This window comes from Arthrobacter sp. E3, assembly GCF_017353415.1.
Classification (GTDB): domain Bacteria; phylum Actinomycetota; class Actinomycetes; order Actinomycetales; family Micrococcaceae; genus Specibacter.
The window spans coordinates 1-25,765 of sequence record NZ_JAFMPX010000047.1 but is presented as its reverse complement, the minus strand read 5'-3'; the positions used below and the strand labels follow the sequence as shown (position 1 = coordinate 25,765).

The 25,765-nt window shown below is 62.3% G+C and carries 20 protein-coding genes; 11 read left to right on the top strand and 9 right to left on the bottom strand.

The window, feature by feature from the left end; translation table 11 throughout:
- Positions 1-546: 546 nt before the first annotated feature.
- From JMA46_RS15200 to JMA46_RS15190, 3 genes are read right to left on the bottom strand one after another with little or no spacing between them, the layout of a single operon-like run.
- Entirely contained in the window at positions 547-1,317 is a 771-nt protein-coding gene (locus JMA46_RS15200) for a fused MFS/spermidine synthase (protein ID WP_207346192.1), read from the bottom strand.
- Complete coding sequence (locus JMA46_RS15195; protein WP_207346191.1) at positions 1,317-2,513, bottom strand: aminotransferase class I/II-fold pyridoxal phosphate-dependent enzyme; 1,197 nt, start codon at positions 2,511-2,513, stop codon at positions 1,317-1,319. The genes JMA46_RS15200 and JMA46_RS15195 overlap by 1 nt, the downstream gene beginning before the upstream one ends.
- Complete coding sequence (locus JMA46_RS15190) at positions 2,510-3,400, bottom strand: SDR family NAD(P)-dependent oxidoreductase (protein ID WP_207346190.1); 891 nt, start codon at positions 3,398-3,400, stop codon at positions 2,510-2,512. Before JMA46_RS15190 ends, JMA46_RS15195 begins: the two co-directional genes overlap by 4 nt.
- Positions 3,401-3,504: 104 nt before the next feature.
- Between JMA46_RS15190 and coaD the strand changes: the two genes are divergently transcribed.
- The 6 genes from coaD to mutM all read left to right on the top strand — a co-directional run bounded on the left by coaD (position 3,505) and on the right by mutM (position 8,426).
- On the top strand, positions 3,505-4,026 hold the full coding sequence (gene coaD / locus JMA46_RS15185) for a pantetheine-phosphate adenylyltransferase (protein ID WP_207346189.1): 522 nt from the start codon (positions 3,505-3,507) through the stop codon (positions 4,024-4,026).
- Positions 4,027-4,275: 249 nt separating this feature from the next.
- Complete coding sequence (locus JMA46_RS15180) at positions 4,276-5,529, top strand: serine protease (protein ID WP_207346188.1); 1,254 nt, start codon at positions 4,276-4,278, stop codon at positions 5,527-5,529.
- A gap of 323 nt (positions 5,530-5,852) precedes the next feature.
- The gene (locus JMA46_RS15175) at positions 5,853-6,332 is read left to right on the top strand and encodes a YceD family protein (RefSeq protein WP_207346187.1); all 480 of its coding nucleotides are present in this window, start codon (positions 5,853-5,855) and stop codon (positions 6,330-6,332) included.
- Between the two features lie 57 nt (positions 6,333-6,389).
- On the top strand, positions 6,390-6,593 hold the full coding sequence (rpmF, locus tag JMA46_RS15170; RefSeq protein ID WP_044579357.1) for a 50S ribosomal protein L32: 204 nt from the start codon (positions 6,390-6,392) through the stop codon (positions 6,591-6,593).
- Positions 6,594-6,654: 61 nt separating this feature from the next.
- Positions 6,655-7,443 (top strand): ribonuclease III, encoded by a 789-nt coding sequence (rnc, locus tag JMA46_RS15165; RefSeq protein WP_207346186.1) that lies wholly within the window; start codon positions 6,655-6,657, stop codon positions 7,441-7,443.
- A complete protein-coding gene (gene mutM, locus JMA46_RS15160) occupies positions 7,443-8,426 on the top strand; it encodes a bifunctional DNA-formamidopyrimidine glycosylase/DNA-(apurinic or apyrimidinic site) lyase (RefSeq protein WP_207346185.1) in 984 nt (327 codons plus the stop codon). Before rnc ends, mutM begins: the two co-directional genes overlap by 1 nt.
- A 146-nt stretch (positions 8,427-8,572) precedes the next feature.
- Here the strand turns inward: mutM and JMA46_RS15155 are convergent, their stop codons facing one another.
- The 4 genes from JMA46_RS15155 to JMA46_RS15140 form a co-directional block, all read right to left on the bottom strand.
- On the bottom strand, positions 8,573-9,529 hold the full coding sequence (locus tag JMA46_RS15155; RefSeq protein ID WP_207346184.1) for a hypothetical protein: 957 nt from the start codon (positions 9,527-9,529) through the stop codon (positions 8,573-8,575).
- A 189-nt stretch (positions 9,530-9,718) separates the two neighbouring features.
- Positions 9,719-10,738, bottom strand: a complete 1,020-nt coding sequence (locus tag JMA46_RS15150) for an NAD-dependent epimerase/dehydratase family protein (protein ID WP_207346183.1) — start codon at positions 10,736-10,738, stop codon at positions 9,719-9,721.
- Positions 10,735-13,338, bottom strand: coding sequence for an alpha/beta fold hydrolase (locus tag JMA46_RS15145; protein WP_207346193.1), 2,604 nt, complete (start codon positions 13,336-13,338; stop codon positions 10,735-10,737). The genes JMA46_RS15150 and JMA46_RS15145 overlap by 4 nt, the downstream gene beginning before the upstream one ends.
- A 65-nt stretch (positions 13,339-13,403) precedes the next feature.
- The gene (locus tag JMA46_RS15140; RefSeq protein ID WP_207346182.1) at positions 13,404-14,429 is read right to left on the bottom strand and encodes a 3-oxoacyl-ACP synthase III; all 1,026 of its coding nucleotides are present in this window, start codon (positions 14,427-14,429) and stop codon (positions 13,404-13,406) included.
- Between the two features lie 272 nt (positions 14,430-14,701).
- Here JMA46_RS15140 and smc point away from each other — a divergent pair, with 272 nt between their 5' ends.
- Positions 14,702-18,346: a chromosome segregation protein SMC gene (smc, locus tag JMA46_RS15135; protein WP_207346181.1), complete on the top strand. Its 3,645-nt coding sequence runs from the start codon at positions 14,702-14,704 to the stop codon at positions 18,344-18,346.
- 49 nt (positions 18,347-18,395) lie between these two features.
- On the opposite strand, the gene JMA46_RS15130 is transcribed toward smc, so the two are convergent.
- Positions 18,396-19,772, bottom strand: coding sequence for a sugar porter family MFS transporter (locus JMA46_RS15130; protein ID WP_207346180.1), 1,377 nt, complete (start codon positions 19,770-19,772; stop codon positions 18,396-18,398).
- Positions 19,773-20,138: 366 nt separating this feature from the next.
- Positions 20,139-21,368, bottom strand: coding sequence for an MFS transporter (locus JMA46_RS15125; protein WP_207346179.1), 1,230 nt, complete (start codon positions 21,366-21,368; stop codon positions 20,139-20,141).
- Positions 21,369-21,434: 66 nt separating this feature from the next.
- On the opposite strand from JMA46_RS15125, the gene ftsY reads away from it, so the two are divergent.
- From ftsY to JMA46_RS15105, 4 genes are all read left to right on the top strand, one after another.
- Entirely contained in the window at positions 21,435-22,643 is a 1,209-nt protein-coding gene (ftsY, locus tag JMA46_RS15120) for a signal recognition particle-docking protein FtsY (RefSeq protein WP_207346178.1), read from the top strand.
- A 249-nt stretch (positions 22,644-22,892) separates the two neighbouring features.
- Positions 22,893-24,254, top strand: coding sequence for an ammonium transporter (locus JMA46_RS15115; RefSeq protein WP_207346177.1), 1,362 nt, complete (start codon positions 22,893-22,895; stop codon positions 24,252-24,254).
- On the top strand, positions 24,251-24,589 hold the full coding sequence (locus tag JMA46_RS15110) for a P-II family nitrogen regulator (RefSeq protein ID WP_207346176.1): 339 nt from the start codon (positions 24,251-24,253) through the stop codon (positions 24,587-24,589). The genes JMA46_RS15115 and JMA46_RS15110 overlap by 4 nt, the downstream gene beginning before the upstream one ends.
- A gap of 387 nt (positions 24,590-24,976) precedes the next feature.
- Positions 24,977-25,537 (top strand): hypothetical protein, encoded by a 561-nt coding sequence (locus JMA46_RS15105; protein WP_207346175.1) that lies wholly within the window; start codon positions 24,977-24,979, stop codon positions 25,535-25,537.
- Positions 25,538-25,765 lie beyond the last annotated feature (228 nt).

The window sequence follows — 25,765 nt, the reverse complement described above, 5'->3', positions numbered from 1 at the left end:
AGGAATATCCATACCCCAATTCTCCCAGCACCAGCACGGAATCCCTGTTAATCCACCGGCGTTTTAACCCCTTTTTAGGCCACTACCTGATCCCTGCCGTTCCCGACTACTGACCCATGCACCTAGCGAACCTCCTCCCATGATGGGAGGGCAATGATTTAAGTTCTGGCCGCAAGGAAACTGCTTCCTTGCGGCCAGAACTTTCTTCATGTTGGGCAGTCAGTTCCTGTAGTGAAGGACTGCACGGTGGAACTCGGCGCCTGGGCGGATCATCAGGTAAACAAGGGTGAAAGTGCCACCGCGAGAGCTGCGACAGCGGCAAGAGGAACCAGAATGCAGATGACGGCAAAAACACGTCGCTTGTTTCGGTGTGAATGATCCACGGTGCGGTTTAGCCGACGGACTGTCTGCTGGGAAGCACTGCGTCGACCCGGTGCGCGGGCCCTCGTTGAACGGGACATTGATCTCCATTGATATACGACAAAACGTCCGGGTGCCACGCGGAGCCACCTCCCATACTACTGAGAAGCGCCCCGGTAGCGAACGTTAGCCGGTGAGCTCGTCCAGTTCGACGCCGGTCAGCACCGTGGCCGGGTGCGGCCCGGCTGCCACCAGCGCCTGTGCCCAGCCCTCCGGCCACGGCCCATTCTTTCCCAACAGAATGATATTGCCGGGATAGCGGCGGGTGAACAGCATGGTGGTGCCGTAAGCGGCCACCTGCTCCAGGCTCTCTTGCAGTGCCCGAGTTTGGCTCGTCACGAGGGTGAAGCCCGGCTCGTCGCCCACGTTGACTGCCAGGATTCCCTCCGGCGCCAGCGCTGCCGCCGCTTCGCGGTAAAAATCTGCGCAAGCCAGATGGGCAGGAGCATCGGGCCCGCTGAAAATGTCAAGGATGACGACGTCGAACTTGAGTCCGGCGGGCAGGGCGGCAAGTTCTTCGCGGGCGTCGCCCACATGGCTTTTCAGCTCGGTCCCTTCCGGCAGGGGCAGCTGGTCAAGGACGAAGTCCAGCAGCTCCCGTTCCAACTCCACGGCATGCTGCACTGAACCTGGTCGGGTGGCCTGGATGTACCGGGCCAGTGTCAGCGCACCGGCGCCCAGATGCAGTGCCGTGATGGGCTCGCCGGGGGACTTGAGCAGGTCCACGGCGTTGGCGATCCGGCGCAGGTATTCGTAAAAAACCTCTTGCGGTTCGGCCAGGTTTACATGCGACTGCTCGGCGCCATTGATGCTCAAGACGAACGCGTTCTCGTGCCAGGGATCGGGGTCCACCGTGGCATGGACGCCGCTGGTGCGCAGGAAACGGCTGACCGTCATCAGATCTTGTCCTTGAGCGTGGCCAGACGCTCCGCTGCCTGTTCCAGCAGCGGGACCTGTTTGCAAAACGCGAAACGCAGCAGTGAACGGGTGCGCTTGGCCCCTTCTGGGTGGCAAAATACTGGGACGGGAATGGCAGCCACACCGACGAGTTCAGGCAGTCTGCGGGCCAGGGCGGTAGCGTCGGTGATGCCCAGTTTTTGGGTGTCCGCGTTGATGAAGTACGTTCCCTGGGGAAGGTACATGTCAAAGCCGGCCGCGCGCAGGCCCTCGGCGAGGATGTCGCGCTTGCGGGCCAATGTTGCGGCCGCGTCGGTGAAAAAGTCGCCGCCCATGCGCAGCCCGGCGGCAATGGCGCCTTGGAAGGGTGTGCCGGAGGAGTAGCTCAGGAACTGCTTCACGGTCCGGGCCGCAGCCACGAGCTCGGCCGGGCCAGACAGCCAGCCGATCTTCCAGCCGGTGAAGGAGAACGTCTTCCCGGCGGAGGAAATGGTGAGCGTGCGCTCTGCGGCACCGGGCAGAGTTGACACGGGTATGTGCCGGGGACCAAACGTCAGGTGCTCATAGACCTCGTCGGTGAGGATGACGGCGTCGTACTTGATGGCCAGGCGCACCACTTCGTTGAGCACCTCCACAGGGAACATTGCGCCGGTGGGGTTGTGTGGATTGTTGATGATGACCATCTTGGTGCGCCGGCTAAAGCTGCTTTCAAGCGTGGCCAGATCAGGCATGAAGTCCGGGGCGAGGAGGGCTGCGGTGGTGTGGCTGGCGCCGCTGAGGCCGATCATGGCTCCGTACGAATCATAAAAGGGCTCGAACGTGAGGACTTCATCCCCGGGGCCGGTCAGCGCCAGAATCGCCGCAGCAATGGCCTCGGTGGCACCGGTGGAGATGATGATTTCGGTGTCCGGGTCGGGGTTGAGCCCATAGAAGCGGTTCTGGTGCTCGGCTACGGCGCGGCGCAGATCCAGCAGCCCCTTGCCGGGGGCGTACTGGTTCTCGCCGCGGGCAATGGCCGCCTGGGCGAGGCGGCTGAGCTCGGCAGGGCCGTCCTCGTCGGGGAAGCCCTGCCCCAAATTGATGGCGTTGTGCCGGTTGGCGAGTGTGGTGATTTCCTCAAAGATGGTCACCCCCAATGTTCCGTCCGGGCTCAGCAGGTTGGCTCCTTCTGCCGTGCGTTGCCAAGGTGTGCTCACGGCAGCTCCTTAGTTGCTGGTGCCGAGGTTGCACCGGGTGTGGAAGTTGCCGGGGCTTGGCGGCCGATGAAATGGTCCATGCTGTTGTACACCTTGAATACGTTACCGGCCACGGCGTCCCACGCCCTAGTAGGCAGAACCCCGCGCATCGCCATGGCCAGCTTGGCTGTCCATGGTGTCAGCTTGATGGGTGCACCGGACAGCATGGCCTGCCACGCCCGCTCCACGGCGGTGTCCGGGCTCATGATGGGCGTCAGCAGCGGGCCCTTGACCCCCTCAAACATGCCTGTGCTGATGTAGCTGGGGCAGAACGTGGTGACTTTCACTGGGGATTTGTGGTGCTCAAGTTCAAGACGCAGGGACTCGCCCCAACCGATGATGGCCCACTTGGACGCTGCGTAAACGCTCATGTTTGGATTGGCCAGGGTGCCAGCAGCGGAGGCGATGTTCAAGATGCGCTGCGCCGTGCCGCGTTTCATCATGGCCGGCAGGAACTCCGCCGTAATATACATGGGTGCCAGTGCATTGATATTCATGATGGCGCGGGTGTGGCGTTCGGAATCGTGATCCCAAAATGGGCCACTCTTCACGATGCCGGCGTTGTTGATGAGCAGGTCAGGGGCGTCGATGCCGTACTCGTCCCGGAGTGCGGCAGCTGTAGCCTGGATGGTGGCCAGCTCGGAGACATCCACTTGCTGTTCCACCGCCTTGGTGCCGTGTGCGCGGACTTCACGGCCGACGTCGTGCATGGAAACTGGGTCAACATCCCACAGCACCACTGTGGAGGCCCCTTCGCTGGCCGCTCGAAGGGCGTACAGGCGCCCCAGGCCCATGCCGGCACCTGTGATGAGGACGGTTTTGCCGCGGACGGAAAAATTTGGTTTCATGGTGAATCTCCTTCTATTGTGTTACTGGCCAGTACAGCACAGAACATGCTGAACATGACGTAAACTATGGCCACCGTGTGTGGAAGTCGGCTAGATTCGTCAGTATGCGACGCGCCGTATGCCCCGGATCCTTTGACCCCATCCACAAGGGCCACATTGAAGTGATTGCCCGAGCAGCCGGGCTTTTCGACGAAGTCATTGTGGCGGTCTCCACGAACTACTCCAAGACGTACCGGTTCACACTCAATGAACGTTTGGAGCTGGCGAAAACCACGTTTTCGGCGCTGTCTGGCATTGTCGTTGCACCGATGGGGGAGGGGCTGCTGTCCGAGTTCTGCCATGCGCGCGGGGTCTCGGCGATTGTGAAGGGGCTGCGTTCTTCCTCAGACTTTGACTACGAGCTGCCCATGGCCACCATGAACCGCCAGCTCTCCGGCGTGGAGACGGTCTTCCTGCCGGGAGACAGCCGCTACGTGCACCTTTCCTCCACTCTCATCAAGGAAATCCACACCCTAGGCGGGGACGTGTCCGACTACGTTCCCCGTGCCGTGCTGCGCAGGCTTCAAGGAGACGTGGGACCGGACATCCGGCCCGTCACGGTGGTGCAGAAAAAGAAGTGGGAATAATTCGACTCCCGCGCATGGTGCGGTTTGAACGTGCCGCCACTTTCAAAACTGCGGCACATGTCCGGCAAATGCTGCGCAGCAGTTGAACTTCCAGGCTCCAAACTGGTGTGCAGGCTGGATTTAAAGTGGCGCTCCGGGAAATTGCCGCGAATTTTTGTGGTCAAAGCCGCATGCAAGGTCTAGTTTTGAGGAATCCGGTCAGCGTCGACCGGATTTGAGTCCGGAAACGGACTGAGCGAAGGACTCGACATGAAAAGCACGGCTTTTGTCAGGATTCTCGTTTGCTCAGCACTCGTTGCATCGCTGGCGGGTTGCGTTCCGGGTTCACCCACAACGGGAGGCGCTCCGCCGTCGTCCAATGGGGGTCCCCAATCCGAAGCCGCCAGTGAACCTCCGATGGAAACGACGATTGCGCCTGAGCCATCCGATACGGCCACGCCCACACCTTCGGCGTTGGTACCCACTTGGGAGCAAACGGCGGCAGAAGTCGGGACGGGAGTGGCCAGGATTTCAACCACCTTGTGTGCAGGCGCCAGCGCGACTGGCACCGGATTTCTAGTAGCCGAGAACTTTATCGTCACGGCAGCCCACGTGGTGCGGGGTGCAACTGCACTGGCCGTGCTGGTGAACGGGCAAGTCACCTCCGCGTCTGTGGTGGGACGTGACGACCAGCAAGACGTCGCCCTAATCAAAACCGGTGGACCGATCGACGGCCACATGTTCAGGTTTTCCAACGTAGACCCGACCATGGGAGTCGATGTGGCTGCCTTCGGGTACCCCTGGGGTCAGCCCATCGGCATGACGAAAGGTACGATCAGCGGCGCAGGGCGGCATTTCAACACCGAGTTCGGGGACCGCGGGCATCTGTTGCAAACGGACGCCTCCGTCAACCCTGGCAACAGCGGAGGGCCCCTCACAGCACTCGACGGGACAGTCGTCGGAGTGGTGAGCGCCAAGTACGAGCCCGGAAGCGGGAAAATCGCCGAAAACATGGGGTACGCCGTGGCGGCTTCTGCGGTGCAGCCCCAGATTGACGCGTGGTTGGAAAGTAGTTCGGTGTTGAAACCTGCGAAGTGCGGTGATCAATATGAGGACGGATCAGGATCCTTTCCGATGATTAACAATTCGGACGCACCAGAGGCTAACGATGTTGCTCAGATGCTTTACGCCCACGGGCAAGCCATAAACCGCAGAGCCTACGAAGCTGCATTTGCGGATTTTACAGCCGAAACAAAAGGTCAATTTGGTGGCGCGGACGCCTGGAGTGAGGGCATGAAAAGCTCGTATTGGTCTCAACTGACGCTTCAAGAGATCAATAGCGGGGCGGGTGTCGTGACCGCCTCAATCGTCCAGCAAACAAGTCAGAGCGCGGAACATGGAGTCAACGGGCAGACCTGCTCGGACTGGTCGATGGTGTATGACGTTATTTTCTCAGACGGAAAATGGTTGATCAGCCGAGTGGTCTCAACGGACCCCGGCGGAGTCCCGGCATCCTGCAGCTGACGGCCCACCGCCCCGACGCAACGGTCACGGGCGGCGGAAGCCGCCCAGCCGGCGTCGGGCATCCCCAAAACAGCTGAGATTCACATCACGCGCGGCACACCTCAACCAGTTCGCGTGAAGGGGTGGTGCTGTCGTAGACTGGGTAAGGCCGATTTGGTCCGGCACCGCCCATTTTGATGCCCGTGAGCTTTCGGGCTAAGATGGTGCGTCGGTCATATGTTTGTACAGGAGTTCTCATTAGCGAAACCACGTTGGGCAGTAAGTCCAACCATGGCACGCCCCTTACCATTGGTGTCAGGGAGCTTGGGCGAAGCCCGGGCAACATGTGGAAGTTCAACGAACATGTACCCGTGCCGGAAGATTTTGGCACTCCGCTCATTGGCGTGACGCCCGGATCCAATTTGGATTTGGAACTCCGTTTTGAGGCCGTTCATGAAGGAATTCTTGTGTCGGGCAGTGTGCTTGTCGATGTGACAGGCCAATGCTCCCGCTGCTTGGAGACCTTTGAGGATGACCTTGAAGTCGATGTGCAAGAACTTTTCTTCTACGAGGAGCCGTCCGCGGATGTCCTTGCTGAAGGCGAAGATGAGCAACGTTGGGTCGAGCACGATTCTATCGATCTTGAACCGGTGTTGCGGGACGCAGTGGTAACCGCCCTGCCGTTCCAGCCGGTGTGCCGGGAAGACTGCGAGGGTCTGTGTTCCGAATGCGGAATTCACCTTGCGGATGAGCCGGGGCACCACCACGAGGTTGTAGATCCTCGGTGGGCTGCCCTACAGGGCTTTACCGGCGAAGAAAACTAGCAAAAAGTTTTACTTTCGGGCATGAGCCCGGACGTTATCGAGAGAAAAGAGTTTGCCGTGGCTGTTCCCAAGCGGAAGATGTCCCGTGCCAATACGCGCGCACGCCGTTCCCAGTGGAAGGCCACCGCGCCTGCTCTGGTCAAGACCATTGAAAACGGCCAGGTTGTTTACAGCCTGCCGCACCAGGCCAAGGTCGTTACCGACTCAGCCGGTACCGCACTGTTCCTGGAATACAAGGGCCGTAAGGTTGCCGACGTCTAAGACGTCCGTTCGGCCAACAGGTCCGTTCGTTTAGTGGTTAATAAAATGTTGCAGGAGTGCCATGTCCGCTGATCTTCCCTCACCGAAGCTCACGGATGGACACAAACTGCTGTTGAAGCGTCTCGGTGTCAGTATTGATGCCGGGACGCTTCGTCTTGCCCTGACGCACCGGTCCTACGCTTACGAAAACGGCGGACTGCCCACCAATGAACGCCTTGAGTTCCTCGGGGATTCCATTCTGGGCTTCTCCGTCACGGATGCGCTGTACCGTGATAATCCTGATCTTCCCGAAGGGGAACTGGCCAAGCGCCGTTCCGCCGTGGTTTCCACGCGGGCCTTGGCAAGCATAGGTCGCGGACTGGGTCTTGGCGAATTCATTTACCTTGGCCAGGGGGAGCGCCTCACCAAAGGTCGTAACAAGTCCTCCATCCTGGCCGACACCATGGAAGCCCTCATCGGAGCCACGTACATCACCCACGGCATTGACGTGGCCCGTGAGTTGGTCATGCGCCTTGTGGGACCGCTGCTCGCTGATTCCGATGTCCTGGGTGCTGGTACCGACTGGAAAACCAATATCCAGGAGATCTCTTCCGCCCGTCACCTGGGCGCCATTGTGTATGAAATTACCGGCACCGGCCCTGACCATGACCGCAGCTTTGAAGCGCGGTTGGTCATCGGTGGACACCTGTATGGAACCGGCATGGGCCCGTCGAAAAAGGAAGCCGAACGGTCGGCCGCTGCCGTTGCTTGGCTTGAATTGCAAAAACGCTTCAGCGAAGGCTCCGGGCCGGTCGAAGACTCGCCCGCCTCAGCTACGGCATCCGCCAGCCCGGACACTGCCGTAAAGTAGTGCCCGAGCTTCCCGAAGTCGAGGTTGTCCGCCGCGGTCTTGAACGGTGGATTGCAGGCCGACGCATCGAGGACGTCTCCGTAGTCGACCCCCGCTCGATCCGCCGCCACACCCTCGGGGTAGAGGATTTCCGCGGTAACCTCATGGGCGCGACCGTGCTTGAGGTGGTGCGACGCGGAAAGTTTCTCTGGATGCCGTTGAGCGATGACCCGGCCAGTACAGCCCCTCCTCACACGGCCCTCATGGCGCATTTGGGGATGAGTGGGCAGCTTCTCGTCGAGTCCCCTGAACAGCCACACGAAAAACACCTCAAGGTCCGTTTCAGTTTTTCTCCCCGCGCGGATGCCCCGCAGGAATTGCGCTTTGTTGACCAGCGCATTTTCGGTGGGCTCTTTGTCACCTCCCTCATTCCGACGCCGGACGGCGGCCCGGGCGGATGCGGCACTGCACTGCTTGGTGGCCAGGGCGCTCCAGGTAGTGAAGCCGCTTTGGCCTTGATTCCTGATGCTGCCGCCCATATTGGCCGGGATCCGCTTGACCCCTACTTTTCCGTTGAGAAGCTCCACCAAAAACTGCGGTCCCGCAAGACGGGGCTCAAGCGTGCCCTGCTCGACCAGGCCCTTGTATCCGGCATTGGCAACATCTACGCCGACGAGGCCCTGTGGTTGGCGAAGATGCACTATGCCCGCCCCACGGACACTCTGCGGCGTCCCGACACCCGCCGGATTATCGATGCGGCGCGGTCGGTCATGTCGCGCGCCCTGGACGCTGGCGGCACCAGTTTTGATTCGCTGTACGTGAATGTGAACGGCGCCTCGGGCTATTTTGCCCGCTCGCTGAACGCTTACGGCCGGGAAGGGGAACCCTGTCTGCGGTGTTCGGAACTGGGGCTTTCCAGCCGCATACGCCGGGACTCATTCATGGGCCGCTCATCCTACAGCTGCCCGGTCTGCCAGCCGAAGCCGCGCAACGCCCGACTTTAGCCAGCCCGGCCACGTTGTCCTCGAGTTCTGACTGGAGCTTCCAGATGCCTGGATGCATTGATGTATGTGCTGCTACAGTCCGACGCGGGGCAGCAGATCACTGAGTCAACCTGGAAGTGCCCTTAGCGGCGTCCTCACGCAGCAGCCTATTGCGCTGCGAGATAAGCTTTCATAATTCGATCCCTAAGCTGCTCCGGGTTGTTGAGGTGCTTCCACTTGATACGGATGAACCTCCAACCGTCCTCGATGAGGGCATTTTCGCGTTCACGTTCTTCCAGCAGTACTTGTTCGGTGGTTTGAGCATGATCGAAGTATTTTGTGTCCCCGTCGAATTCTAGAATCAGTCGGATGTCTTGCCAGGCGAAGTTCACGCGGTATGTGCCGCTGCTCGTTTGGAGCGTGACCTGAAGTTCCGGCTGTTCGATAGGTAGTTCAGCCAAGATGAGACGGGTTCGTGTTTCACCTGCTGATTCAGACAAGGCGTTGAGAGAGTTGATGACTTGACGAGTACGTTTGATTCCGCGGCAGCCGTGAAACGAGGCTTGCAGCTTTTCAAGGTCGTGGAGGTTCAACCCGGTATGCAAAGCGGAATCACCTATAATGACTGATTGCTCTAAGGTAGCCGTCATGGCGCATTGCAGGCCTGTTCGCGCGAGAGCGGTGAATTTGACCAAGCCAATCCCGGGGATGAAGCGCTGGACAACGTCCTGTGCGTCCAGGCTGGCAAAGTGCATGGCGACATCTTGTGACGTCCGTGACGGAGCGGCCCGGTATGGCGCACTGACATGAATGAGCCGGGAGCTGATCCAGACTTGCAGCTTGTGCAGGCGTGCGGCGCTGAAGTGTGAATACACATATTGGCTGTTAGTGGCGAGGATGTGGCCCGTGAGCACCAACTTGTCTTTGTCCCATGGATTGCGATCACGCCATTGATGCATTGGCAGGTACACCCCGCGCCACAATCGGTGAAGGAGGCCATGCTGCAGACCGGCCTTGATGGCCCTGGAGTCCAGACCAGTATTGATAAGCTCCCTGGCGGTGACCACCACTCGTTCTCGCGGCCAGCAGCGTTCAAACAGCTGGATTGCAATCTCTTTGTCCATGGCATCGAGTCTGGGAACTCTAATCCCCACGAACAAGAGGAAAGAATACTTTCCTGCGAATCTGTGGACAAGAAGCACCAGGATCCGCATAAAGACGGGCAGGACTTCTGACGGCAGCAGCAAAATGACCGGCCCAACGAAGCGATTCGCAGCTCAAGTCCGAGCCCGTAAAGACAAGAATCCGGCCAGCTAAAATTTTGGGCTATCCCTGTGCTGGTAGTACTCCGCCAGGCGGGCCAGGCCCTCATCGAGGCTTACCGCCGGCTTCCAGTCCAGAACGGCCTGTGTGTGCCGCTGATCGAACCAGTGGGCGGTGGAAAGCTGTTCGGCCAGGAAACGGGTCATGGGGGGCTCATCGTGGACCCAACCGCGCGTTCCTGCCGCAGTCCAGACTTTTTCAATGGCGGTGCCTGCGCCACGGGCCAGCCAGCCGGGCACCGAATATGCCGGAGCGGGAACTCCCGCGGCAGCGCAGATGCCGGCAATGAGCTCACCCACCGGGCGTGGCTCACCGTTGGTCACTACCAGTGCCTGGCCGTGGGCGTAGTCCATACGCTCCAGTCCGCGCACAATCGCTTCGGCCGCATTGTCAACGTAGGTGGTGTCAATCAGGGCTCGGCCGCCGTCCAACAAGGGCAGTCTGCCGGCCCGGGAACGTTCGACGATGCGTTGCACCAGTTGCGTGTCTCCCGGTCCCCACACCACGTGCGGGCGGATGGCCGTGACCCGGAACGCGGGGGAGTCCTGTGCAAGCGCAATCTCTTCAGCCGCAGCCTTGGACCGGGCGTAATGGCCGCGGGCGAAGTCAGGGCTGGCCGCCCCGGCACCGGCACCGACAATCGAGGACCCCAGATGGGCCACTGAGGGAGAGGACACAAACACAAAGTCGCGCACACCGGCACGCTGTGCGGCGGTGAGGAGCTGGCGGGTACCCACGATGTTGGTGGCCACGAAATCGCTCCACTCGCCCGTGAATGACACTTTGGCAGCTAAGTGGATGACGGCGTCGACGCCGTGGACGGCCCGCGCTGCAACGTCTGGATCGGCCATGGAACCCTGCATGGATTCCCAATCCTGCTGCACGGCACGGCGCTGGAGCGTGAGCACGGAATGGCCGCGGTCGTGTAGCAGCTGGGCCACGGCTTTGCCCAGCAGACCGCTGGCACCGGTGACCAGGATTCGTCGCCCGATGGCCTCTGCGCCGCTCACGGGCGGCCCGGTTTCCCGCCGGACAGCATGCGCGCGGCCCACCTGGATAACTTGGCACGGTCAATTTTGGAATTGTGCCGCACATCCACCGGCATGGCGTCGATGGCCACTACGGCAGCCAGCGACAACCCGGTTTTCTTCGCCGCGGCACGAACAGCAGCTGCCAGCGAAGCAGGAGCCAATCCGGCACTTCGCACCGGCGGAACCGTCTCCACGATGGCCACGGCAGACTGTGTTCCGGCAGGACCCACCCCCACGACGGCAGCCCGGGCCACGTCACCGAGAAGTTCGATGGCCTGCTCTGCAGCGACAGGTGTACGCACGCCGTCGGTGGTGCACAGAATATGTTCCATCCGGCCCTCGACCCACAACCTACCCTCGGCATCGAGATGGCCAATGTCGCCGCTGCGGTGCCAGCCGTCAATGGAGGTGCTGTGCTGTTCGGTGATCCACAGGCGGTCATAACGTGCCTTGACGTGCGGGGCGCGCACCAGGATCTCACCGCTGACTTCCGCCTCGGTGGTGGGCTCCGGGCGGACCGCGCCGTCGTCGTTGATGGGGGCAATGGCCACACTCGCCCCGCTGACGGGCGTGCCCACGCATACGCCGTTGCCGGCACCGGCGGCGCTGATCCCAGCCAGGTCGATGTCCGTCACCGGCAGCGCCTCGGTCATGCCGTAAGGGGTGTGCAGGGCGGCGTTGGGAGCCAACTCCTGCACCTGGTGCAACAGCTGTTCCGCCAACGGCGCACCGGCGGACAGGACAAGTTCGACGGCGGTGAGCGCCTTGCGCTGCGCCGGTGAAAGTCCCGCAGCGGTCGCCACCACGTTGACAAGGGCAGCAGGGGAGGCAAACACCACCGTCGCGTCAATGGCAACGGCCGCATTGGCCAGGGCCTGGGCCGTGAGGGTGCTCGGCGCAGTGACGTCCATGTCGGGAGTGACGGTGGTGGCGCCCAGCGCCGGGCCGAGCAATGCGAAGGGCGCAAAGCCTGCCACAAGAGCCGTGCCAGCCTTGAGGGAGTAAGTGGTCTTGAGGGTGTCCCGCATGGCGGCCAGGCGGCGGTGCGTGTACATAACACCCTTCGCCGGTCCTGTGGAGCCGGAAGTGAAAAGCACGGCTGCGTCGCTGTCCGGATCCGGCGCAGTGAAGCTGGGGCGGTTTCCGGCGAGGTGCAGGGCCCTGCCGTTGGCCATGAGTTCTGGAATGGTCGCTGTGATGTTGAGCAGCTTCTTGCTCGCGGCCGCCGTTGAAGCGTTAAAGTCCTCTGCCGCGATTTTGATGCCCGGCCAGTTGTACAAGCGTGCACCGGCAAGGGCCTTGTCGATGCCTATCAAGTAGTTCGGACCGGCGCCCTTGATGGCCCGGCCCAGGCCGCGGGTGCCCAAACCTGCGTCCGCCACCACGATGATGGCGCCCAGGCGCAGGCATGCGTAGATCAAGGTGGTCAGTTTGATGCCCGGCGGCACCAACAAACTGATCCGGTCTCCAGATCTGACGCCTAGCTCGCGCAGTCCTGCAGCGAGGTCATCGACGTCGCGGGCCAGTTCGGCCCAGCTCAGTGTCCAGGAAGTAGTTGCAGTTCCGTCTGGCAGCATGTCCACGACTGCAACGGACGTGTCCGCACGGCGGGAGTCCAGTTCGGACAGCATGGGGACGTAATCTTGCTGAACTCGATCAGCATTTTCGGTGGTTGAGTGTGCCGAAACTCGCTGGGCCAGCCAGGCAAAAGTGGGGACGGCGATGTCCCGGTCTTCTTGGACCAGGTGGCTGGCGCCCTCAAAGCGGTGCACGTCGGCCTGCGGCATGCGGGTGAGCAGATCACGCAGGTACCTGTCGGAAAACACGGGATCCTTGGGTCCCCAGAACATCAGCACCGGAACTTCCAGTGTTGAAATGTCCGTGGACACGGCGTCCAAGGCAGCCCAGGAGGGGTGCGATTCGGTGGCGGGAATGTCGGCCACGAAGTTGCCTACACCTACGCGTCGGGAGGGGCTTGCGTAGGGTGCCATGAACGCTGCACGGACGTCGTCGCTTAAGGCGGGCTGGGCGAGACCGTGCGTGATGGATAAAAACGCGGGGGTCGCCGTCGTGCCCCAGGAGTGGACGGCGGGGTGCAGGGCCAGTTTCAGTGCCGGTGGCAGCGAGAAACCGGCGGGGTGGACGGCAGTATTGGTCAGCACCACACCGGCAAGCAGCTCGCGGTGACGGGTGGCCCAGCCCAGGGAGATGATGCCGCCCCAGTCGTGCCCCACGCTGACCACGGGTCCGCTGAGTTCCAGTGCGTCGCTGAGGTCGCCCAAGTCGGTGATGCGATCGGCCAGGCGGCGGAACGTTCCCGTGCGTTCGGAGAAGCCCATGTCCAGCTGATCCACGGCGACAACGCGCCAGGGGCCGCCTGCGGCGACGGTGGCGGGGGAGGTGGCCTCGGCCAGCAGTGTGCGCCATAAATATGACCACGTCGGGTTGCCGTGTATGCAGAACAAGGTGCCCACGGGCTCCATGCCGGTGGCCGCGACGTCTTGCGCGTTGTCCAACAGATGCCATTCGCGGCGGGTGCCGGGGGCGTCAACGGCGGCTGTGGAGGGGACCGAAACCATGCGGCGCCAACGGGCCTTGACGCCGGGCCACGGATCGGGGAATTCAGTTGCGGGCAAGGAAACGCCTACCACTGAATCTCCATCATCGTCGTGTTGAGTCCGGAACCCACACCCATGCACAGCACGCGGTCGCCGGTGGAGAGTGTTTGGGATTCTTGCGCCAGGGTCATCGGCAGCGAAGCCGGGCCCACATTGCCCCACTTGGGGAACGTCATGGGCACCTTGGAACGGACCAGGTTCACGGCCTTGATGATAGCGTTCGTGTAGGAATTGGAGACCTGGTGGGTGACGTAGCGGTCCATGGCCCGCCAGTCCCAGCCGTCGCCGTGGGCTTCGTGCCAGGCGTCGGTGACAAGCTTCAAGCCGTTGTCCAGCAGGCCCTTGGTGTCGGTGAACATGCCGTCGGGGCCGCCCACGCACAGTTCGTGGTGCTGGGTGCCGGCGCGTGAGACGCCGCCCATGATGCGGTGGCCGGCTGGGTGCATGTCTGCCGGGCCGATGACGGCGGCGGCCGCGCCGGAGCCCAGCGTCAGGGTGGCAAACTCGCGCAGGTAGTCGTCGCGGGTGGAAGTTTCAGCATTCAGGCGTTTGAAGGTGGTCTCCTGCGTGGCCTGGGCGTCTTCACCCGCCACAATGAGCGCGTACTTGATCTGGCCCGAATCAATCATGTTCGCGGCCAAGGTCATTCCGTTGACAAAGCCCAGGCATGCGTTGGCCACGTCAAAGTTCATTGCCGAGGACGGCAGCCCCAGTCCGTTGTGGACCTTCACGGCCACTGAGGGCTCCAAGTTGCGGCGGGTCACGGAAGTGTTGATCAGCAAGCCCACCTGCGAGGCCTCGATGCCGGATTCGGCCAGAGCCTTGGCACCGGCCTCAATGGCGGCGTCGTCAAAGGAGGTGCCCTCCGCCCACCAGCGTCGTTCCTCGACACCGGCAACACGCTCAAGGAGTCGCTTGGACAGGCGCAGTCGTTTCAGGCTCGGGGCCAGGCGCGTGTCAAAGTCGCTTGACTTGACAACTACTGGAGCCTCAACGCTGGAAACGGCGAGCAAGGCGGTGTTGTGGTGTCGAAACGTGGCATTGCCGATCAAGTTCCAGCCTTTTTCTTGAGATATATGCGGTGTCAGGGCCACCGGAAAACCAGTGAGGCCGAGTTGATTGCGGGGACACTGCGCAGACTTGGCTCGCGCAGGCCCTCGTGGTTCAATGCGGCCCACCCTTAACTATGCACCTTTGAAGGTGTTCATGCACATACGCGTTGATGTATACACGCCGTGTTCACTCATGAGCGCCCGGGTGCGATGAGCTATTTCACGGTAGATTATCATCTGAGAAACGTCGCCTTGCAGGAGAAGAAAACAGTTTGCATCTAAAAAGTCTTTCCGTGCGCGGGTTCAAGTCCTTCGCCTCGGCCACCACCTTTGACTTTGAACCAGGTGTGACAGCCGTTGTTGGGCCCAACGGTTCGGGTAAGTCAAACGTGGTGGATGCCCTGGCCTGGGTCATGGGCGAACAAGGTGCCAAGACCCTTCGCGGGGGCAAAATGGAGGACGTCATCTTCGCCGGGACGTCCGGACGCCCGCCACTGGGGCGCGCCCACGTGTCCCTGACCATTGACAACGCCGACGGCGCCCTGCCGATCGACTACGCCGAAGTCACCATTTCACGCACTTTGTTCCGCGCCGGAGGCTCCGAGTACGCCATCAACGGCACCTCCTGCCGGCTCCTTGACATCCAAGAGCTGCTTTCCGATTCCGGCCTGGGCCGGGAAATGCATGTCATTGTTGGCCAGGGCCAGTTGGACAAGGTTCTGCACGCCACGCCGGAGGACCGGCGCGGCTTTATCGAAGAAGCCGCCGGCATCCTCAAGCACCGCCGCCGCAAGGAAAAAACCGTGCGCAAGCTCGAGGCCATGTCGGCGAACTTGGCCCGACTCAGTGACCTCACAGGCGAGATCCGCCGCCAGCTGACACCACTGGGAAAACAAGCTGCCGTGGCCAGGCGTGCCCAAAGCGTGCAATTCGACCTGCGCGACGCCAAGGCCCGGCTGCTGGCCGATGACATTGTGCAGTTGCGCAACGCCGTGGACAAGGATGCCGCCGACGAACTGGCACTGAAGAGCCGCCGCCAGGAAGTGGAAAAGCGCCTGCTGAGCAACCGGGACCACCAGGCCACTCTTGAACAGCAGGCCGCAGCAGCCGCGCCCGTACTCAACGCTGCCCGGGACAATTGGTACCAGCTGTGTGCCACCCGCGAGCAACTGCACTCCTTGGGCACACTGGCCGCGGAACGCCAGCGTCACTTGGGCAGCACCGACGCCGTTGCGGACCCCAACCGCGACCCTGACAAGCTGGCTGAACAGGCTGCCCGGCTGCGCAGCGAAGAGGCGGAGCTGGACCTTGCCCTGGAGGAGCGCCGCTACGGCCTCGAAACAGCCATGGAGATCAAGGACGGCGCCGAGACGGCCGTACGCACGGAGGAGACGCGCGTGCGCGAGCTGCTGCGTGCCACGGCGGATAGGCGCGAGTCGCTGGCCCGCCTGGCCGGGACAGTGGCTGCGGCACGGAGCCGGGTCGAGTCTGCCGAAGCGGAAATTGGCCGCTTGCACCACAACAAGGCCGACGGAGCTGCACGCCACAGCGCCGCCGCAGAGGAATTTGCTGCCTTGGAATCCCAGGTTGCCGGAGTGGAAGCAGGCGAGGAACGACTCGACGCCGAGTACGAGTCAGCCGCCGCAGCGCTCGCAGCCGTCGATGAACTGATCAAGGCCAACAATGCCGCGCAGCTCGCCGCAGACCGCGAACGCGATTCCCTCACCGCCCGCCGGGACGCGCTCGCCGTTGGCCTGCTGCGCAAGGACGCCAGCGCACACCTGCTGGGCGCGCGCCCCGAAGGAGTCGTGGCAGCAATGGCTGAACTGCTGCGCGTGGTCCCGGGCCACGAAACCGCCATCGCTGCAGCGTTGGGCTCCATCGCTGAGGGGGTGGCCGTCAGTGACGCAGCAGCGGCCGTTCAGGCCCTTGAACTGATCAAGGCGGACGACGGCGGACGCGTCACCCTTGTGCTTGCCGCCGGCCCTGCGCACGCTGGAACTGCGCCGGGCTCGGACAACGCCGGTGCTAGCAACGGCCACAACGTCCTGGCAAGCGCTGCGCAAGCTGCAGCAGCCGCGGTGCCGGGTGCCGCCGTCGGACGTGCACAGGTTTCCGGGCCAGCGGAACTGGCTCCGGCCCTTGACGCGCTGCTCGACGCTGTGGTGCTGGTGCCGGACTTCGCCGCTGCACACGCCGTGCTGGCCCATGACGGGCGGTTGATGGCGGTGACGGCGCAAGGCGATGTGGTGACAGAGGCCTACTTGACGGGTGGTTCCGCCACAGCGCCGTCAACGCTGGAATTGCAGGCCGCCATAGAGGAGACAGAGGATCACCTGCGGGCGGCTGCGGCGCGCGGCGAGCAGGCCCGGTTTGCGTTGTCCGGTCTGACGGCGCGCCGGGGGGAACTGGCGCGCGATGAGGCCGGGGCTTTGGCTCAGTTGCACGAATCTGATGCCCGCATGGCTGCCGTTGCGGAACGTCTCGGCATGCTCGGGGCGACGCTGCGTTCGGCTGCCGGGGAGTCGCAACGGCATGCGCAGGCGTTGCAAACAGCCACGGAGAACCTGGCCCGCGAACAGCAGGCTCTGGAGGAGATTGCCGCGCGGCTGGCCGCAGCACAGAGTGCCCCGGCCGACGTCGAGCCATCCATGGACGAGCGCGATGCCCTGGCCGCGGCCGCCACTGCTGCACGCGCCGTGGAGTTGGAAATGCGTTTGGCCCTGCGCAGTGCCGAGGAGTCACGCAATACCGTCCGGAACCGTGCAGCCGCACTGGAACGGGCCGCAGCCACGGAGCGCATGGCCCGTGAGCAGGCTGCCCAACGGGCCAAACGGCGCCGCTTCCAGGCCCGGAAGGCAGCGGCCGTTGCCCAGGCCACTGAACACATTGCCGGGTTTGTGGGGGAGTCAATCGAGCTTGCCGAGCAGGTTCGGGACGAGGCGGAGGAGCAACGGGCCGCGCGCGAAGTGGAACTCATGACCGTGCGCGCCTCGATCCTGGAGGATGAAAAGGAACTCTCCACGCTGACCGATTCCGTGCACAAGGATGAGCTGGCCCGTGCCGCCCAGCGGCTGCGCATTGAAACCCTTGAGAACAAGTCCATTGAGGAGCTGGGGCTCAGCGTGGACCACCTAGTCAACGAGTACGGGCCGGACACGCTGGTGCCGTCCGTCCCGGGGGAGTCCATCGACAAGTGGGCGGCGCTGCATGTTGAAGTGGACGAGTCCGGCGCTGAAGTCCCTGCGGGCGTCCCCTTTGTGCGGGCCGAGCAGGAAAAGCGGCTCAAGCGTGCCGAACGTGATCTGGCAGCCCTGGGCAAGGTCAATCCGCTCGCGCTGGAGGAGTTCGCCGCGCTGGAGGAACGCCACCAGTTCCTGGCCTCGCAGCTGGAGGACCTGAAATCCAGCCGCAGGGACTTGATGGACATCATCAAGGAAGTCGATGTGCGCGTGGAGGAAGTGTTCACGGCAGCCTTCGCCGACACTGCCGTGCAGTTTGAACACGTCTTCGGACGGCTTTTCCCCGGCGGGGAAGGCCGGCTGGTGCTGACCGACCCGGAGAACATGCTCACCAGCGGCATCGAGATCGAGGCCCGCCCGGCCGGGAAGAAGATCAAGCGCCTGTCCCTGCTCTCCGGCGGTGAGCGGGCGCTGACGGCCGTGGCGCTGCTCGTGGCCATCTTCAAGGCCCGGCCGTCGCCGTTTTACGTCATGGACGAGGTGGAGGCGGCCCTCGACGACACCAACCTGGGCCGGCTCATCACCATTTTCGACGAACTGCGTGAATCCAGCCAGCTCATCATCATCACCCACCAAAAGCGCACCATGGACATTGCCGACGCCCTGTACGGCGTCTCCATGAGGGGGGACGGCGTCTCCACCGTCATCAGCCAGCGGATGGACCGCGCCGGGTAACCGCCCGCCTGTTCGGCACGCGTCCTGCAGGCTTTCGCGGCTACATGGACTATTTGCTGTGCGCGGCCTCCCGGCTGCGCCAATATTCTTCGATCTCTTCCAGTGACTTGCCGGATGTTTCCGGTACACGCCGCACTACGTAGATAAAGGCCAGCATGGACAATACGGCAAACACCAGGAATACGAGCGGCCCGAACTTCTCCATTGCTGAAGGGAAGGCTTGGGCGAACACCGCATTGAAGAGGTACTGGGTGAACGTGATGACGCCCATGCCGATGGCGCGCATCCGCAGTGGCAGTACCTCCGGAACGTAGAGCCAGAACACAGGGCCCAATCCAAAACCGAAGGAGAAGGTGTACAGGAACACGGCAGTGACGGTGAGGTATCCAGAATCCGGGAACAGCCACAGCCCGAGCATGGAAACGGCCTGTCCGGCCATGCTGATGGCCAGCATTTTCACACGGCCCAATTTATCGATCAACGGCAGGGACGCTGCGGTGGAGACCACCAGTGCTATTCCCACCCCGTAGTTGGCGACCATGCCTGGATTCGCGCCCAGCGAAGGGACGTCGGCGAAGATGATGGGGGCGTAGTACACCACGGCGTTGATGCCCGTGAAAACCTGGAAGAACGTGAGGACGAACAACACGGACATTGCCGGGCGGGCTGATTTGAACAGCGACGAGATCCCGGCGTCCTCGTGCTTGAAGGTATCTTCGATTGCTTGTGCTTCAGCTTCCGCGATCTCGTGCGTGGCACGGAGCTTCTGCAGCACCTTCACGGCTTCATCACGCCTGCCGCGCATGATCAGCCAGCGCGGGCTCGGCGGGCTGAGCAGCATGCCAACGAAGAAGATGATGGCGGGGATGATGCCTGCGCCGAGGATCAAGTTCCAGTTCCCCGACGCTTGCAATGCATCGCCGAGGATGTAGGCAGCCAGGATTCCAACGTTGACAGACAGTTGGTAGAGAGCCGTCAGCAGGCCTCTAATCCGGGTTGGTGCCAGTTCGGCGAGGTAGATGAGGCCGAACATGTTGGCAATGCCGACAGCCAGTCCCAGGAAGAACCGGGCAAACATCAAAACGGTGATTCCGGGGGCCAGGGCACATGCCAGTGACCCAACGATGAAGATGGCGGCGGCCACCAGCAGCAGGTGCCGACGGTCGAAACGCTTGGCTGCGAGCGTGGAGCCGATGATGGCAGGCAGCGCTCCCCAGAGTAGGAGCGATGTAATCAGCCCCTGGGTCCGGGCGTCAATACCAAAGTCGTTGATGAGCAACGGCAAGGCCCCGGAGATCGCCCCGGAGTCATAGCCGTAGAGAAGTCCGGAAAACCCTGCCAGGACCGCAATGAGGATGACCACTTTGGGAATGGCTTCAGTGCTGTGGTCCCTAGGGTGTGTCGCGTCTGTGTTTTCTTGCTTCATTGCTTCCAATTCTGTGGCAGTTCATGGTGAGCGTCTTGCCCCGCAAGATACTTCGGTGCGGCAACCGAGGTTCGTGACCGGCGGTGCCGCAGTTGCTGACTGGGGCATCAGCGACAGTCGGCGCAAGGAGTGCGCGTTCCGTCGAGATGCCGGAGCAGTATGGAATTCAAGTTAGCTCTGGTCCGATGTTTGAACGGAGCCCAGGCAACTCCCGGAAGTCAGTGCGTGACGGCCGGAATGCTTTGCTACCGACAGTCTAGACATCGGATGTATTAAGTGCCAAATAACACAGTCACGGATCAAGTGTGTAATTTTCCACACATACATCCGATGTTAACCCGTTTGTCCAAGGGGAGCCCTGCCGTGCTACACAGACTGTCGCGTACCTTGGGCCCCGAACCAGAACGCCATGCTGATGAACGCCACCAACGTCGCCATGAGGAAAGCCGGGCCATAGGAGAACGCGTCAACAAGGAAGCCGGCAGCGATGGGGCCGATGATCGTGCCAAAGTCGGAGCTCATTTGGAACGTTGCCAGGACCTTGCCGCCGGAGCGTTCATTGCCGATGACGTCGGCCACGGTGGCCTGTTGCGCCGGCCCCATCAGCCCGCTGCCGAGTCCGGCGATGGCGGAGATGGCGAAGAACCAGAATTCATTGCCAGTAAAGCCCAGTGCCCCCATCGCGATGCCGTTGACTGCAAGGCCGGAGAGAATCATGGGCTTGCGGCCCCAGGTATCGGCGAGTTTGCCTGAGAAGGTCAGGGCAATGCCGGTTCCGATGGCGAACACGGCCAGGGAGACACCTGCCACTTCGGGGCCGGCGCCGAGCCCGGCGGTGGCGAACAGCGGGACAAGGGCCATGCGGATGCCGATGGCGGACCAGCCGTTGGCGAAACCGGACGTGAGCACGGCTCGGTACGCCGGCAGTGCCAGCGCGGTGCGTAGCGGCAGCGCTTCCGGCTTCTTCACCGCGACGTTGCGCAAATGCGCTGGCACGGCCTTGACAGTAGGGAGCATCGTGGCCACCAGAATGGCCACGAGCACCAGCGCGGCGGCGTAAACCAAGAACGGCAGTTGCAGGCCGAGCCCGGCCAGCAGCCCTCCTGCTGCCGGTCCGGCAATGTTGCCCAGCAGGAACGAGCCGGAGTACAGGCTGGAAATCCGGCCGCGGGCCTGCGGGGGAGCGAGCCGGATGAGCAGGCCCATGGCTGCCACCGTGAACATGGTGGAGCCAATGCCGCCCAGCCCGCGGTACACCAGCAGCTGCCAGTAATTTTGGGCGAACGCGCAGGCAGCCGAGGATGCGGCAACGATCAGGATCCCCAAAATGTAGGTGCGCCGTTCCCCCATGCGTTCCACCAGCCAGCCGCTCAGCGGGGCGAAAATGAGCCGGGTGAAGGCAAAAGCACTCACGACGATGGCTGCCGCTGTGACGCTGACATGGAAACTCTGGGCAAACTGCGGCAGCACAGGGGCCACAATTCCGAAGCCGATGGCGATCAGGAAGGCGGCGGCAACAAGCACCTTGATTTCCCGGCTCAACGGGGGAGCAGGTTCCGGCGCGATCTTCTGGGGTGGTGTGGCATTCGTTGACATCGCTTCTGAGTTTGTCACAGCACGGCACAAAGCGGCGCCCCGCAGCCCCCATGAGAGACTGTGGGAGTGAATGACATTCTTCCCATCATCCTGACCATTGTTATTGGGCTCGCCGTAGTTTCCGGCTTCCTGGTTCCCGTTTTCCTGAAAGCCCGCCGGAGCAACGAAAACTACACGGGCCCGCGCGATGCCAATGACCCAGACCCGCTGGACACGGCCGGCACTGGTGCCTCAACCGGCACTTTGGTGCAGGACCGCCCGGAAACCCACGTTCCGCCGTCGGGCCTGGACACGGCGGTTGTCGTCCCGGAAGCTCCGGTTGCCCCCTCGGCACCGTCGCTGGAAACCCCCCTCCCGGTGGAGGGACGGCTGGTGCGTCTGCGGGCGCGGCTGGCCAAGTCGAACAACGCCTTGGGCAAGGGGCTGCTGGCCCTGCTGGCCCGTGACACCATCGACGAGAACGTGTGGGAAGAGGTCGAGGAGACGCTCCTGCTGGCCGACATCGGCACTGATTCCACCATGGACTTGGTGGACACGTTGCGCGAACGCGTTAAGGTTTTGGGTGTGCGCAGCCCGGAGCACGTTCAGGCAATGCTGCGAGAGGAACTCATCAAGCTGGTTGACCCCTCGATGGATCGCACCTTGAATATCAAGCGCCACGATGGCCGCCCCGCCGTCCTGATGGTTGTTGGCGTCAACGGCGTCGGCAAGACCACCACCGTCGGCAAGCTGGCCCGGGTGCTTGTCGCCGAGGACAAGGACGTGCTGCTCGGCGCGGCCGACACCTTCCGTGCCGCCGCCGCCGAGCAGTTGGCCACTTGGGGTGCCCGTGTGGGTGTTCCCACCGTCAAGTCCGACGTCGACGGCGCAGACCCGGCCTCCGTCGCCTTTGAAGCGGTGAAGGTTGGCATCGAGCAGGAAGTGGACGTCGTCATGATTGACACCGCCGGCCGCCTGCAAAACAAGGTTGGCCTCATGGACGAGCTCGGTAAGGTCAAGCGCGTCATCGAGAAGCAGGCCACCGTCGATGAAGTGCTGCTGGTGCTGGATGCCACGACAGGGCAGAACGGTCTGACTCAGGCGAAGGTTTTTGCTGAAGTCGTCAACGTCACCGGCATTGTGCTGACCAAGCTGGACGGCACTGCCAAGGGCGGCATTGTGGTGGCCATCCAGAAGACGCTGGGCGTTCCGGTGAAGCTGGTTGGCTTGGGTGAAGGCGCCGATGATTTGGCTCCGTTTGACGCTGAAAGCTTCGTCGACGCACTGCTGGACTAACTCCTGGAGTGCCAGCCGCAATGAGTCAAAGTGCCCGCCCTCGGCGGGCACTTTGCTGTTTAAGCCCGCCTTTGATGCTGCTGTTGGCTGTTGCCGTAACGCGAACTTAACGTTCGGACGCCAGATGTAACGTGCTGGAAATCCGGGACATGCCCGGGTGAAACACGCTGGCACCAGCATTGTAAGAGTTCCCAGTGCACAGCATCGACGAGACGGCTGGCACCAAGTCTTACAAGGAAAGGCCAGCCAATGAATACAGGTGATACGGCATGGGTCCTGGTTTCAGCAGCCCTGGTGCTGCTTATGACCCCGGGACTGGCGTTCTTTTACGGAGGCATGACCCGGGCCAAGGGTGTGCTGAACATGATGATGATGAGTTTCGGTGCCATGGCCGTTGTCGGCGTCATCTGGATACTGTTTGGCTATTCAGCTGCGTTTGGCACCGATGTTGGCGGCGGGTTGCTCGGCAACCCCTTTCAAAAGTTCGGCTTGCAGGGTGTCCTAGGCACCGGCGCGGGAGCACCGCTGCTGGGCTCAATCCCGGAAATCGCGTTCGTCGGCTTCCAGACGGTGTTCGCCATCATTGCGGTTGCACTGATCACCGGAGCCATCGCCGACCGGGCAAAATTCGGCGCCTGGCTGCTATTCGCCGCCATTTGGGTGAGCGTGGTCTACCTTCCCGTGGCCCACTGGGTGTTCTCGTTTACGAAGGACGCATCCGGCAAACCCACAGGTGGCTGGATTGGCCAGGGACTGGGTGTCATCGACTTTGCCGGAGGTACGGCGGTGCATATCAACGCCGGTGCGGCGGCCCTGGCGCTGGCGCTGATCCTGGGCAAGCGTAAGGGCTTCGGCAAGGATCCGAGCCACCGCCCGCACAACCTGCCCTTCGTCATGCTCGGTGCGGGTCTGTTGTGGTTCGGTTGGTTTGGCTTCAATGCGGGATCCGCCCTGGGCGCGAATGCCGTTGCCGGCTATGTCTGGATCAACACCCTTGCCGCTCCCTGTGCAGCCATTCTCGGCTGGCTCCTGGTGGAAAGGCTGCGCGACGGCCATGCGACTTCATTGGGGGCAGCGTCCGGGGCAGTTGCCGGCCTGGTCGCCATCACACCCGCCTGCTCGGCTCTGAGGCCGGTGTGGTCCATGGTGCTGGGCTTGCTGGCCGGGGCTGTCTGCGCCTTGGCTGTGGGACTGAAATATCGTTTGGGCATCGACGATTCCCTTGATGTGGTCGGCGTGCACCTGGTGGGCGGCATCGTCGGGACGCTGTTCATTGGACTGGCTGCCAACCCCACCTCACCGGCTGCGGGTCGGGGAATTTTCTACGGGGGAGGGCTGGAACTTCTGGGCAGGCAGTCCATCGGCGCATTTGCCGTCTTCGGGTACTCGTTTGTCTTGGCCTTCGCGATCGGCTGGATCATCAACAAGACCATGGGCTTCCGTATCTCCAAGGATCACGAGGCTGCCGGCATCGATGTTTCCCTGCATGCCGAGTCTGCCTACGACTTCGGCGGCCGCAGCTCCGGCAGCTTCCACCCACTGGCAGAACGGCTGCCCGCAGCAGCCGCAACCCGCACAGACGCACGCACAGAAGCAAAGGTCAACGCATGAAACTCATCACAGCCATCATCCGGCCCGAACAACTCGAAGAGGCCCGTTCCGCCCTTGAAAGCTCCGGCGTCCAGGGGCTGACCGTCAGCAGCGCCCATGGGTATGGCAGGCAGCGTGGGCACACTGAAATTTACCGGGGGGCGGAATACACGGTGGACCTGCATCCCAAAGTCCGCATTGAAGTCCTCGCCTCCGACGGGCAGGCCCACAACCTCATGGACATCATCGTTGCCAGCTCCAACACCGGGACAGCAGGGGACGGGAAGGTCTGGATGATCGACGTGTGCGAGGCAGTCCGCGTCCGCACCGGTGAACGCGGTGAGGCCGCAATCTAGACCTCATCTATGCGAGCTCCTCCCATAATTCCTTCACCGGTCTTGACACGCTTGAACTTATACACAAGTTCGGGCGTGGGACTGCCGGAAGGGTGGAAGGCTGGGCACGCTGGGTGACATGAGCAGTTCGCCTCGCAAGAGTGCAAAGCAGTTGGTGGCGACCATTGACGCCCTCGGTGGGGTGGCGCGGCAAAAGGACCTGTTGCGGCACGGATTCACGCCCTGGAATCTGAAACAGGCGCTGGCTGCAGGAACAGTTGAATGGATTTCCCGCGGATACTACGCCCTCCCGGACGCGGATGCGCTGGATGTTGAGCTGGCCAGGCACCAGGCCCGAAGAACATGCTTCACCAAGGCCGCTCACCTGGGACTGTGGGTGATCCCCCGATGCCACTGCCCCATGTGGCTGCCGCGCATGGCCGCCCCATTCCCGGGTGCGTGGTGCACCGGGTCAGCGGCGGGCAGACACTCGTGGACATTCTGCGACAGTGCGTCAAGTGTGGGAGCGAAGTGGAGGCCCTGGCTGTGCTGGAATCTGCAGTGGTGCTCAAGAAATGCACCATCCACGAGCTCCGTGCGGCCTTTGCAGGCCGCAAGGACGCCGCAGGCCGGAGCGTCGTGGCGATGATCGACCCGCAGTCACAGTCAATTGTGGAAACCGTGGCCAGGTATTACCTGCTGCAGGCCGGCTACAACGTTCAGTCTCAGGCCGCCATCAAGGGCGTGGGGCACCTTGACCTGCTGGTGGACGGCCTCCTCGGTGTGGAGACAGATGGCGAGCGGTACCACAACACCCCCTCGGGATGGGCCGAGGACCTGAGACGGGACAACCTGCTGGTCATTGCAGGCATGTGGAAGCTGCGAATCCCAGCATCAGTGGTCCTCTACCACCCGGACACCATGCTCCAATGGGTCAAGGATGCGCTGGCTCAGATCGCGGCCGGGTAGCGAACCCATTGTGCACCCGTTCCGTCACGAATTTTGCGCATGATAAAAGTTTGCAAATATTATGCGCAGGATACCCTTGTGAATCCTGCGCCAGTGACCAAGTGGCCCTCTACGTCAGGCTGGTTGTGAGTCATTCGTGTCTTTTGATTAAAGGAGCCAGCCATGTCATCAATTACGAAGGGTTATACAAGGGATGAGATTCGTGGGTTGGTCCATGAATATTATTTG